9 protein-coding genes are annotated in these 11,884 nt (G+C 69.5%); 6 read left to right on the top strand and 3 right to left on the bottom strand.

Annotation, left to right across the window (positions count from 1 at the left end; all coding sequences use genetic code 11):
* The first annotated feature begins 239 nt into the window (after positions 1-239).
* Positions 240-1,610: an MFS transporter gene (locus H0B56_RS22165; protein ID WP_180895055.1), complete on the top strand. Its 1,371-nt coding sequence runs from the start codon at positions 240-242 to the stop codon at positions 1,608-1,610.
* A gap of 10 nt (positions 1,611-1,620) precedes the next feature.
* On the opposite strand, the gene H0B56_RS22160 is transcribed toward H0B56_RS22165, so the two are convergent.
* Entirely contained in the window at positions 1,621-2,403 is a 783-nt protein-coding gene (locus H0B56_RS22160; RefSeq protein WP_180895054.1) for an IclR family transcriptional regulator domain-containing protein, read from the bottom strand.
* 132 nt (positions 2,404-2,535) lie between these two features.
* On the opposite strand from H0B56_RS22160, the gene aceB reads away from it, so the two are divergent.
* Positions 2,536-4,113, top strand: coding sequence for a malate synthase A (gene aceB, locus H0B56_RS22155; RefSeq protein WP_180895053.1), 1,578 nt, complete (start codon positions 2,536-2,538; stop codon positions 4,111-4,113).
* Positions 4,114-4,202: 89 nt separating this feature from the next.
* On the opposite strand, the gene H0B56_RS22150 is transcribed toward aceB, so the two are convergent.
* Entirely contained in the window at positions 4,203-4,817 is a 615-nt protein-coding gene (locus H0B56_RS22150; protein ID WP_180895052.1) for a cupin domain-containing protein, read from the bottom strand.
* A gap of 186 nt (positions 4,818-5,003) precedes the next feature.
* On the opposite strand from H0B56_RS22150, the gene H0B56_RS22145 reads away from it, so the two are divergent.
* Positions 5,004-6,524, top strand: a complete 1,521-nt coding sequence (locus tag H0B56_RS22145) for an NCS1 family nucleobase:cation symporter-1 (RefSeq protein ID WP_219633056.1) — start codon at positions 5,004-5,006, stop codon at positions 6,522-6,524.
* Positions 6,525-6,571: 47 nt separating this feature from the next.
* On the opposite strand, the gene H0B56_RS22140 is transcribed toward H0B56_RS22145, so the two are convergent.
* Positions 6,572-7,249, bottom strand: coding sequence for a (2Fe-2S)-binding protein (locus H0B56_RS22140; protein WP_180895066.1), 678 nt, complete (start codon positions 7,247-7,249; stop codon positions 6,572-6,574).
* Between the two features lie 290 nt (positions 7,250-7,539).
* Here H0B56_RS22140 and H0B56_RS22135 point away from each other — a divergent pair, with 290 nt between their 5' ends.
* The 3 genes from H0B56_RS22135 to H0B56_RS22125 are packed head-to-tail and all read left to right on the top strand — an operon-like array spanning position 7,540 to position 11,571.
* Entirely contained in the window at positions 7,540-8,850 is a 1,311-nt protein-coding gene (locus tag H0B56_RS22135; protein WP_180895051.1) for an ammonium transporter, read from the top strand.
* A complete protein-coding gene (locus H0B56_RS22130; RefSeq protein WP_180895050.1) occupies positions 8,847-9,185 on the top strand; it encodes a P-II family nitrogen regulator in 339 nt (112 codons plus the stop codon). Before H0B56_RS22135 ends, H0B56_RS22130 begins: the two co-directional genes overlap by 4 nt.
* Before the next feature lie 34 nt (positions 9,186-9,219).
* On the top strand, positions 9,220-11,571 hold the full coding sequence (locus tag H0B56_RS22125; protein ID WP_180895049.1) for a [protein-PII] uridylyltransferase: 2,352 nt from the start codon (positions 9,220-9,222) through the stop codon (positions 11,569-11,571).
* Positions 11,572-11,884 lie beyond the last annotated feature (313 nt).

The following is an 11,884-nucleotide window of genomic DNA, read 5'->3' as shown; positions in this document are numbered from 1 at the left end:
GTACGCGTCGGCAAAACCCCCAGCGAAGCAGCCGAACTCGCCCGCGAACTCTACAAACAACTCTGAGCGACGGAAGCGCGCCCGATCCGAGGGTGGACGGGTCGGGCCGAAGGCCTCCTCGGGTACCGAATACGTATCCGAGGAGGCCTTCGGCGCGTCCGAGATCCGCTGTAATGGACATCACATTCTATGCGTGTCATACTGGCTACGACATACTGTATACACGATGGAGTAAGGCTATGTCCGGTCGAGCTGATCCCGCTGTGCAGGAGATTCATGACTTCTACGGTCGGCGTTACCGGGTCGGCGAGACCGACCGCCAGCTGACCGGCCGGTCCCGAACCTGGATGCTGCTGGCCGCCTGCCTGGCCATGCTGGTGGCCAGCGTCGGCCAGTACGGCTTCGGCATGATGATGCCGAAGCTCGGCGTCACCCACGGGTGGACGCTGGCGCAGAGCGGATGGGTGCTCGCGATATGGATCCTGTGTCAGAGCGCGACGGTGTATGTCGGCGCGGAGCTACGGAGCAGGTGGAACATCGCGCCGGGAGTCACGCTCGCGCTCGGCGCTCTGCTGTGCGCGACCGGTCTGGTCACGCTCGGTACCTCGACCAGCCTCACGGCGGCGATGCTCGGGCACGGCGTGCTCGGCGGCACAGGGGCGGGACTGATCTACGGCACCTGCCTTGGTGTGGTGGCCAAGTGGTACCCGGAGCGCACCGGCCGCACGGCCTCGGTCAGTGGCGCGTTCGCCTACGGTGCCATCCCGTTCATCGTGCTCGCCGGGTACTTCGCAGGCCCGGCCAGCATCGAGGTGTTCCTCGTGCTCGCCGGCGCGGCCGTGGTGGTGCTCGTCGGGATCGCCGCGGCGACGCTGCGTGAGCCGCCTGCCGACTGGTGGCCGTCGCATATCGACCCACGCGCGTGGGCGCTGGACAAGTCAGTCAACCCTGGTCTGCGCAACAACCGTCCCGCGGTCCGTCGTTACACGGCGAGCGAGATCCTGAGGTGCCCGACGTCCGCGCTGCTGTTCCTGGCCGTGACCTGCGCGACGGCGGTGGCCTTGTGCACGATCGGCTACCTCGCGGTATTCGTGACCGGCTCGGGCCGGGGATCGGCGTTCGCGGTGTTGGCGCTGAGCCTGTTCGTGGCGGCGAGCGGGGTGACGAGGACCGCAGCGGGATGGGCGAGCGAGCACGCGGGCCGGGACCGCGTCGTGCGCCTGGCGCTCTACGGCGGGGCCGCGGGCCAGCTCGCGATCCTGCTCGGCGGAGAGTACGGCTTCGCCGCGTTGCTGCTGCTCGGCGCCGTGCTGGCGGGCGCGGGCGCGGGGGCCTGCTACGCGGTGCTGCCCGACCTCGTGGAAGGGTATTTCGGGGAGCGCCCCGGGCTGCCGAACTTCGGGATATTCTACGGGGCCAAGGCCGTCGGCGGGCTGGTCGGTGTCGCCCTTGCCGGGCACCTGGTCGGCGGGTACGGCTTCCCGGTGGTCCTGCTGGTCGCGGTCGTGTTCAACCTCGCCGGTGCGGTGATGGTCCGGCAGCTGCGCCAGGCAGGCAGGCATCACGTGGCCCTGCCCACCTCCGCGGCACCTCGCCACAGCCTCACCTGACGCGGCGCGCTCAGGCCCCGAACTCGAGGTCGGCCTCGGCCAGGTGCGCGGACAGCTGCTCGGCGGTGCGCTGGACCAGAGGGGCGAGGTGGTCCACAGCCTCCTTGGTCAGGCGCCCCTCCGGGCCGGAGACGGACACCGCGGCGGGCACCGGCGTGTCGGCAAGCGGGACGGCGATGCAGCGGACCCCGAGCTCCTGCTCGCTCTCGTCGAGCGCGAAACCCTGCGCGGCGATACCGCGCAGGTGCTCCAGGAGCTCCTCGGGCTCGGTGTGGGTGTGTGGGGTGTAGGCGGGCATGCCGGTGCGGTGCAGCAGCTCGCGTACCTCCTCCGGGGGAACCTGGGAGAGCATGGCCTTGCCGACCCCCGTGCCGTGCGGCAGGAGCCTGCGCCCGACCTCGGTGAACATCCGCATGGAGTGTGTCGAGGGCACCTGAGCGACGTAGACGACCTCGTCGCGTTCGAGCACGGCGAGGTTCGCGGTCTCACCGACCTGCTCGACCAGCTCCGCCAGGTACGGTCGTGCCCAGGTGCCGAACTGCCTGCTGGCGCCTTCGCCCAGCCGGATCAACCGGGAGCCCAGCGCGTAGCGCCGGTTGGAGTTCTGCCGTACGTAGCCGAGCGTGAGCAGGGTACGGATCAGCCGGTGAATGGTCGGCATCGGCAGCCCGGTCGTCGTGGCGAGCTCGGACAGGCTCGCCTCGCCCCCGGTGTCCGCGAGGCCTTCCAGCAGCTCGAAGGCCCGCTGCAAGGACTGCACGCCCCCGCCGGGACCGGGCTTGCGCTCAGTCACGCTTACTCCTCTCCGGACGCGGTAGGCTCGATGCCACGCGCCACACCCGCATTGTAGTTTTCATAATGCAGAAACTATAGTCCGTCAAGCAGATAAGTGCAGTCCGTGTCGTACTCAGGGTGGAGTGTTCGCATGTCTGAAGTTCGTGTGGTCGGCGGTCCGGTGGAGCGCGGCGACGAGATTCTCACGCCGGAGGCGCTGGCCTTCGTCGGCAGCTTGCACGAGGCGTTCGCGGCGCGACGCGACGAGCTGCTGCGGGCGCGCAAGACGCGGCGGCAGGAAGCGGCGCGCGCCGGGAGGCTGGACTTCCTTCCCGAGACGGCCGAGGTGCGCTCGGGCGATTGGCAGGTCGCGGAGGCCCCGGCGGCGCTGCGCGACCGCAGGGTCGAGATCACCGGCCCGACGGACCGCAAGATGACGATCAACGCGCTCAACTCCGGAGCCAAGGTCTGGCTCGCCGACCTCGAGGACGCCAACACCCCACACTGGGACAACGTGGTCTCCGGTCAGGTCAACCTCTACGACGCCGCGCGTAAGCAGGTGGAGCTGCACACGGCCGAGAAGAGCTACACGGTACGCACCGACATCGAGCATCCCACCGTTGTCGTGCGGCCGCGGGGATGGCACCTTCCCGAGCGCAACATCACCATCGACGGGCAGCAGGCCGTCGGGGCGCTTGTGGACTTCGGCCTGCACTTCTTCCACAACGCCAAGTACCTGGCCGAGCAGGGTGCCGGACCGTTCTACTACCTGCCCAAGATGGAAAGCCACCTGGAAGCGCGGTTGTGGAACGACGTGTTCACCCACGCGCAGGCCGAGCTCGGCATCCCGCACGGCACGGTGCGCGCGACCGTGCTCATCGAGACGATCCCGGCGGCCTTCGAGATGGAGGAGATCCTCTACGAGCTGCGTGACCACGCGGCAGGGCTGAACGCGGGACGCTGGGATTACCTGTTCAGCGTGATCAAGTACTTCCGTGAGTCCGGCGAGGCGTTCACCCTTCCGGATCGCAACGCCGTGACCATGACGGCGCCGTTCATGCGTGCCTACACCGAGTTGCTCGTGCGGACCTGCCACAAGCGTGGCGCGTTCGCCATCGGGGGCATGGCCGCGTTCATCCCGAACCGCCGTGACCCCGAGGTGACCGAGCGCGCGCTGACGAAGGTGCGTGAGGACAAGAACCGCGAGGCAGGCGACGGCTTCGACGGTTCGTGGGTCGCCCACCCCGATCTGGTCCCGGTGTGCCGGGAGATCTTCGATGGCGTGCTCGGGGACAAGCCGAACCAGCTCGACCGCACCCGCGAGGACGTCTCCGTCACGGCCGAGCAGCTGCTGGACGTCGCGTCCACGCCGGGCAGCCGTACCAGGGACGGGCTACGTGGCGCCATCGATGTCGGCCTGCGTTACATCGCTTCCTGGCTCGGCGGCACCGGCGCCGCCGCGATCCACAACCTGATGGAGGACGCGGCGACCGCGGAGATCTCCCGTTCGCAGGTCTGGCAGTGGGTGCACGGCGGCATCGTGCTCGACACAGGGGAGAAGGTCACAAGCGATCTCGTCCGGGAGGTGCTCGGCGAGGTCCGCGCCGAACTGTCCGAGGTCATCGACACCAACCTGCTCGAGCCTGCCGCGGAGCTGTTCGAGCAGGTCGCGCTCGCCGACGAGTTCCCGGACTTCCTCACGCTGCCCGCGTACGAGCGGATCAGCTGATCATGCGGTGGCGTGGTGCGGGGTCGTTCGGCCCCGCACCACGCCACCGCGGTTGCCTCGCGCGACCGTGAGCCGCGAGCCGCGACCCGTCACGGCATGTTGATCCAGACCGCCACGGCGGTCGCCTCGCCGGGATTGCGGATACGGTGCGGCGTGGTCGACGGGAACGTGATCGCGTCGCCCGCCTCGAGTTCGTAACGCTCGAAGCCGATCTCGACGGTGAGCGCGCCCGACAGCACGCTGCCCATCTCGTGGCCGCTGTGGCGCAGGAACTCGCCGTCCTGCGACGAGCTCGACCCCGGTGGGTAACTCGACTCGTAGACCTCGAAGCCCGGCATGGCTGTCGGGCTCAGCCTGCGGTAGCGCACGCCGTCGCCCAGCGTCAGCACGGCGGCCTCGCCTGCGCGTGTCACGGTGATCCCGTCCCCAGGGGCGCTCGCGTCTGATCGTGCCTGGTTGTCGGGCTCCTGCTCGAACGCCGCCGCGAGCGATACGTCGAGCTGCGAGATGATCTCGATCAGCCTGGTCACGGACGGCCGCATCTTGCCGAGCTCGATCTGGGAGAGCGCGCTCGGGGTGATCCCCAGCGTCGCGGCGAGCGCGCGCAGCGAGAGCCCGCGCTCGAGGCGCAGTGCCCGGATGCGCGAGCCGAGCTGCTGGTCGCTGAGTGAGGATGCTGCGCTGTCGTGTTGCGGGCGTCGCATGGGCTCAGCCTCCGGAGCGGTGCGGGAGCTTCCTTTTGAAGCTATCACTAAATAACCGTTCAGCAACCACTTCACATTTGATAGCTTCACACCATTGACGTACGTCACACATGGTGCTCCAATCCAATAATCGGAACTCGAGATCCGTATCGCGGAAACCGCTCGCTCGTCCCCCAGGGAGTGCCCGTGTCACACGAGACAACCAGCGGGAGCCCGCCCGCCACGTTCCACGGCGACGACGCCGGGCCCGTGCCAGCGGACGACCCGTTAGCCATCCAGCAGCACGACCCCGCCCTGTACAACGGCGACCTCGCCCCGTTATCGCACGGCCGCAGGCGGTGGGGCGCATTCGAGATATTCAACGTCTGGTCGAACGACATCCAGAGCCTGTTCGGCTACACCCTTGCCGCGACCCTGTTCATCTCCTACGGGCTGAACGGTTGGGCGGTACTCACCGGCATCATCCTCGCAGGCTTCATCGTGATGTTCCTGGTCAACCTGACCGGGAAGATGAGCGTGAAGTACGGGATACCGTTCCCGGTCGCGGCCCGGATGAGCATGGGCGTGCACGGTGCCCAGTTCCCCGCGCTGCTGCGTGGCATCGTCGCCATCTTCTGGTACGGCGTTCAGACCTACTTCGCGTCCACAGCGATCGCGTTGCTCATCACGGCGGTGTTCGATGTCGAGGGTGAACGAACGTTCCTCGGGATGACCTCGGTGGGCTGGGTCTCCTACGCCATCGTCGCTGTCTTCCAGCTCGGGCTGTTCCTGCGCGGCATCAAGTGGATCACGAGGTACCTCGACTGGGCCGCCCCGCTGGTCTACGGGGTGATGATCGCGCTGATGCTGGCCATCTGGATCCAGGCAGGCAGCGACCTGTGGGGTGGGCTCGGTTCGGTCTTCGCGGGAGGGGGAGACTACTCCGGCGGGCCGGTAACCGCGTTCGTCGCCGTCGTCGGCACGATGATCGCCTACTTCGCCGCGGTGATCATCAACTACGGCGACTTCTCGCGCTTCGTCAAGACGGAGCGCAAGATGAAGCTCGGCAACCTGCTCGGGCTTCCGGTCAGCCTCGCGGTGTTCTCCTTCCTGGCGCTGGTGATCACCGCGGGCAGCGGGGTGCTCTACGGCGAGGCCCTGACCAACCCGACCGATATCGTCGAACGCGTCGACAACACCTGGCTGACGGTGATCGCCGCACTCACGTTCTTCGTCGCCACGGTCGGGATCAACCTCGTGGCGAACTTCATCCCGCCAGCCTACGACCTCGCCAACATGATCCCCGCGAGGATCACCGCGCGCACGGGCGGCATCATCACGGCGACGATCGCGTTCGTGATCGGTGGCCTGTGGGTATCGGTCATCAGCCAGATGGGAATCGCCCAGTTCGTGGACACCCTCGGAGCGGTACTCGCGCCGCTGTACGGCATCCTGGTCGCCGACTACTACCTGATCCGGCGGCAGCGCGTTCAGCTGCAGGAGCTGTTCAGCACCGATCCTGCCGGTACGTACTACTTCACGAAGGGCTGGAACGTCAGGGCTCTCGCCGCGTTCGGCATTGCCGCGGTGTTCTCCGTGGCCACCGTATGGGTGCCTGCGCTGGAAGAGCTCTCCGGCTTCGCGTGGATCCTCGGAGCCGCGATCGGCGGGGCAGCGCACTTCCTGTTCATGCGCCCCACCGCGCATGCGGCCGCCCCCACGTCCTGACCGCCTCGCGCGGGCGGGCGGCACACCCCGTGCCGCCCGCCCGCCCCTCAGGAGCCCAGCGCCCGGCGGATACGACGGTCGCGGACATCCGGATGCTGGTTGGGGCAGCTGACGCACTTCTCGCCCCCGGTCGCCCTGTCGATCAGGCAGCAGGACACCCGCCGCACGACACGGTGCGGCCCGATGTCGGTGTACCGGGGACGCGGCAGGTCCGTGCCGATCGCCTCGGCCAGCGGTGCGGCGAGCGCGGTAGCGCGGTGGACGTCGCCGGCGGCCTGTCCCGCCCACAGCAGCCGGTTGGCGATGGAATCGGCTGCGATCGCCCACAGCGCCCTGCTCCGCGCGCCGCTCGTGGCGGAGAACTGCGCCACGACGGCGCCGATGGCGTCGGCGAACCGCGCCCCGAGCCCCTCCAGGCCCGGCTTCGGGCACATCCGCGCGGAGCGCGCCCCTGTGAAGCGGCCATCCGGCCGCACGTGCAGGGTCACCGCGTCGAGCGAAGGGTCCAGGGCGCTGCCGTGCAGCACGAGCGACTCGATGGCAGGGGCGAGGAGCACCGAGGAGGCCGAGTACCACGACACCGTCGCCAGCACGGCGTCGGAAGCCCGGCCGTACAGCGACGCTGCCAGCTCGACCCTGCCCGCGATCCAGTCCGGATCGGTGAGCTGCTCGGCGGGCACCGGCCGGCTACCAGCATCCGCCGTCGCGCCCGCGTGCCCGGCCATGCGGTGACCGAGGGTGCGGTACACACCGGCCACATCCTCGAGACTGCTCATTGTCCTCCTCAACCGGGTCGCCCGCCGCGCTCACCGCACGGCGAAACCTAACCGTAACGCCGCTGCGCGCGGCGTTCACGTTCCAGAAACGTCGCACGCGATCGGCCGCAATACGACTCTTCCATGCTCTTGCCCAAGACCCGCAAGCGAGTCATTGCACCGGCGGCCGGTGACCGGGCGAACGTAGCTGTCGCCGCCGGCGGCCGGAGTTGTGGACCCGAGACAGTGTTGGAGAAGGCATGGATAGCGGTGACACTGCCTGGCTGCTCATCAGCGCAGCACTCGTGCTGTTGATGACCCCTGGGCTGGCACTGTTCTACGGCGGCATGGTCCGCTCGAAGAGCGTGCTGAACATGATGATGATGTGTTTCGGTGCGATCGGCGTGGTCGGTGTGCTGTGGCTGATCTACGGCTACTCGATCGCCTACGGGGACAGCCTCGGCTACCTGCTGGGTGACCCTGGCGAGTTCTTCGGGCTCAGCGGCCTGATGGGCCCGGACTCCGCCGGGGAGTACGCCCTTGAGGGCACGGTTCCCGCCTCGGTGGATGTGGCGTTCCAGGCGATGTTCGCGGTCATCACGGTCGCCCTGATCGCGGGCGCGATCGCCGACCGCGCGCGGTACGGCGCATGGTTGCTGTTCGCGGCCGTCTGGGCGACGCTCGTCTACTTCCCCGTGGCCCACTGGGTCTGGGGAGGCGGCTGGGTCGAGGAGATCGGCACGGTCGACTTCGCAGGGGGTACGGCCGTGCACATCAACTCGGGTGCCGCCGCCCTCGCCCTTGCCGTCGTGCTCGGCAGGCGCAAGGGCTGGCTGAAGGAACCGATGAAGCCGCACAACCTGCCCCTCGTCATGCTGGGCGCGGCCCTGCTGTGGTTCGGCTGGTTCGGCTTCAACGCCGGGTCGGCCTACGCCGCAGACGGGGTCGCAGGCATCGCGACGGTGAACACCTTCGGTGCCACCGCGGCAGCGATGCTCGGCTGGCTGCTCATCGAGCGGATCCGTGACGGGCATCCGACCAGCCTCGGTGCCGCTTCCGGCATCGTCGCCGGCCTTGTGGGGATCACGCCTGCTGCCGCGCACGTCGACGTGTGGGGCGGACTCGCCATCGGGTTCGTCGCGGGCATCCTGTGTGCACTGGCGGTCGGCCTGAAGTACAAGCTCGGCTACGACGACTCGCTCGATGTCGTGGGCATCCACATGGTGGGTGGTCTGGTCGGTACGGCGATGATCGGGCTCGTGGCCACCGAGGCGATCGATGGCGAGAACAACGGCCTGTTCTACGGCGGCGGGATCGAGCTGTTCGGCCTGCAGCTCGTCGGCGCGATCGGCGTCATGATCTACTCGTTCGTCCTGGCACTGATCATCGGCTTCGCGATCCAGAAGACGATCGGCTTCCGCGTCAGCGAGGATGTCGAGGTCGGCGGGATCGATGAGAACGAGCACGCCGAGGTCGGTTACGAGTTCGGGCCCTCGGGCAGCAGGCGCGTCGCCGCCGCGACCTCCGCCGGTGCCGGCGCGGGCCCCAAGACCGAGGGGAGTAAAGCATGAAGCTCATCACCGCCATCATCAAACCGTTCACCCTCGAGGATGTGCGTTCCGCGCTGGAACGCCTGGGTGTGCTCGGGATGACCGTGACCGAGGTCCAGGGCTACGGCAGGCAGAAGGGGCACACCGAGGTGTACCGCGGTGCCGAGTACGCCGTGGACTTCGTCTCCAAGATGCGTATCGAGGTGGTCACTGAGGACTCCACCGCAGAGCGCGTCATCGAGGCGATCACCAACGCGGCCCACACCGGAAAGATCGGTGACGGGAAGGTGTGGGCTAGTCCTGTGGACACGGTCGTGCGCGTGCGCACGGGCGAGCGCGGCACCGACGCCCTCTGACGGCTGGCAACCGACCGGGCTCGAGAGGTTTACCGTGTCCGCATCCGAACTGCTGGTCGCCACCGACCGGCTCCTGGAGGGCACGCACGGCGGCGAGCCGCACGGCCGTCCCGGCGCGGCCGCGCTGCGTGCCGGGCTCGTGGACCTCTACGAGTTCTGGTTGAGTCACCACGCGACCGCGGCCGGCGTGGGCATCGGCAACGCCGATGTCGCGCTGGTCGCGGTCGGCGGCCTCGGGCGCCGCGAGCTCGTGCCGTTCTCCGACCTCGACCTCGTGCTCGTCCACGACGGCGGGCGTGGTGCGGCGAGCATCGCCGGGATCGCCGACGAGCTGTGGTACCCGCTCTGGGACGCCGGGCTGGGACTCGACCATTCCGTGCGTACGCCCCGTGAGGCCCTCGCGGTCGCGAACAACGACCTGCGCACGGCTTTGGGGTTGCTGGACACCCGGCTGATCGCAGGTGACGCCGGGATCGCGGAGCGGCTGGCCCGATCGGCCAGGCAGCAGTGGCAGCGAACCGCGCGTGCCCGGGTCGCCGAGCTCGCCGACGGGGTACGGCACCGCTGGCACACCGTGGGGGAGATCGGCGGGGTCACCGAGCCCGATCTCAAGCATGCCGGGGGAGGGTTGCGCGACATCGCCCTGCTGGACGCGCTCGCCGCGGCCCAGCTGGTGGACCGCTGCGGCGACGAGGTCCACGCGGCGAGGTCGCTGCTGCTGGACGTGCGTACCGAGCTGCGCAGGGAGCTGCGCAGGGACCGCGACGTGCTCGCCGCCGAGCACGCCGCGACGATCGCCCGTACGCTGGGCTTCGCGGATCGTTTCGCCCTCGCACGCGAACTGTCCGCGGGCGGCCGGGCCGTACGCTACGCCCTTGACGTCGCGCTGCGCTCGAGCGCGCGGGCCGCGAGGCGTACCAGGGGCTTCCGCGTACGGCGCACACCGCTCGCGGAGGGGGTCGTGCTGCACGACGGGGAGGTCGCCCTCGCGAAAGGTGCCGACCCCCGCGGCGACGAGGGGCTGTTGCTCCGCGTCGGGGTTGCCGCGGCGCGCGGACCGTACCCGATCTCGCAGGGCACCCTGCGGGTTCTCGCCGACTCCGCGCCGGAGCCGCGCGCTCCGTGGCCCTCGGCGATGCGGTCCGACCTGATCAGCCTGCTCGGTTCGGGAGAAGGCCTGTACGACGCCGTCGAGGCGCTGGATCGGGCGGGACTGTGGGGCAGGCTCTTTCCCGAATGGGGTGCCATTCGGGACCTGCAGCCCGCCGAGCCGGTGCACTCCTGGTCGGTGGATCGTCACCTGCTGGCTACCTGCGTAGCGGCCGCGAGCCTGTCGACGACGGTCTCGCGGCCCGACCTGTTGATGCTCGGCGCGCTGCTGCACGACATCGGCAAGGGGCGCAGGCGCGACCACTCGGTGCTCGGCGCGGACATCGCCGCGCGTATCGCGCACCGCATCGGGCTGGAACCCGCCGACAGCGACCGGGTGGCCGGGATGGTGCGCCATCACCTCCTGCTGCCGCACACGGCACTGCGCAGGGACATCAGCGAGCCCGCGACCGTGCACCGGGTGGTGCGCACGATCGGGGCCGACCCCGAGCTCCTCGAGCTGCTGCACGCGTTGGCGCACGCGGACGCGCGCGCCACCACGGCCGGTGCGTGGTCGACATGGAAGGCCCGCCTGCTCGCGGACCTTGCGAGCCGGTGCAGGCAGGTCATGGCAGGCAAGCGGCTCACCCGTCCCGAACCGCTCGACGAGGAGCAGCGGGCGCTCGCCGAGGAGGCGGCACGCAGCGGGCACGCCGGTGTGCGGGTGAGCACCGATGATGCGGTCGTCACCGTCGTCGCGGCAGCAGCTCGCGGTGCGGAGGTACTCGTGCCCGTCACCGGGGCGCTGGCCGTGCACTCCCTGAAGGTGCACGCGGCAGCGGTGCACTGGCACGCGGGAATCCCGGTGGGGGTGTTCACGGCGTCGCCGCGGTTCGGTACGCCGCCCGACACCACGTTCCTCAGGGAGCAGGTCGTACGCGCCCTGCACGGCACGTTGCCGATCGCCGAGCGCCTGGCAGGCAAGGAGCGCGACTACCCGCAGCCGAGCGGGGCCCGGCCGGACGTGCGGGTGCAGTGGTTCGACGAGGACCTGCCCCGGCAGGATGCCGCGCTGCTGGAGCTGCGTGCCACCGACCGTATCGGGTTGCTGCACCGCATAGCCTGCGCACTGCGGGCGGCGGGCGCCGAGGTCGGTTGGCTTCGCGCGGAGACGTACGGGGCGTGGAGCGTCGACTCCTTCGCGCTGCGGCGCCGGGACGGCGCACCCGACCATCAGTGGCGCCTGCGGGTGGAGCGCGAGGTCCACGCGGCGCTGCGGGATGGGCGAGATGCGTAGAACTACTCACCGGGGCCCAGGGGGATTCCCGCTGTGCGAGGCGGCGCGAGTCGGGCACTCTGGCAGTCGTCGCGCGGCGGGACAGCGAGCCGGGAGACATGACGCCAGGTACTGGGGGTTTGGCGACAGGCCCGGCTGGCGGGGAGGCGCGCGAGACCGCGTGTCAGAGGTCGGCTCGTTCGAGGGGGCGAGTCTACCTCTGACACGCTCGTAACCTCACCCCGAGCCCTCCCGCCGGGTAGGCTCACGGGACACGTGCCGGAACGCGACCCCGCGCGCGGCGTTCCCGCCCACCCGGCGCGGCGGCCGGTGA

Origin of the sequence: Haloechinothrix aidingensis, from assembly GCF_013450155.1 — a bacterium.
GTDB classification, from domain to species: domain Bacteria; phylum Actinomycetota; class Actinomycetes; order Mycobacteriales; family Pseudonocardiaceae; genus Haloechinothrix; species Haloechinothrix aidingensis.
Note: the sequence above shows the minus strand (reverse complement) of the source record. Positions and strands in the feature narration are given on the sequence as shown.

Coding starts and splice junctions, on each gene's coding strand:
- H0B56_RS22165 (WP_180895055.1), top strand. CDS start 240: ATGTCCGGTCGAGCTGATCCCGCTGTGCAGGAGATTCATGACTTCTAC.
- aceB (WP_180895053.1), top strand. CDS start 2,536: ATGTCTGAAGTTCGTGTGGTCGGCGGTCCGGTGGAGCGCGGCGACGAG.
- H0B56_RS22150 (WP_180895052.1), bottom strand. CDS start 4,817: ATGCGACGCCCGCAACACGACAGCGCAGCATCCTCACTCAGCGACCAG.
- H0B56_RS22140 (WP_180895066.1), bottom strand. CDS start 7,249: ATGGCCGGGCACGCGGGCGCGACGGCGGATGCTGGTAGCCGGCCGGTG.
- H0B56_RS22135 (WP_180895051.1), top strand. CDS start 7,540: ATGGATAGCGGTGACACTGCCTGGCTGCTCATCAGCGCAGCACTCGTG.
- H0B56_RS22130 (WP_180895050.1), top strand. CDS start 8,847: ATGAAGCTCATCACCGCCATCATCAAACCGTTCACCCTCGAGGATGTG.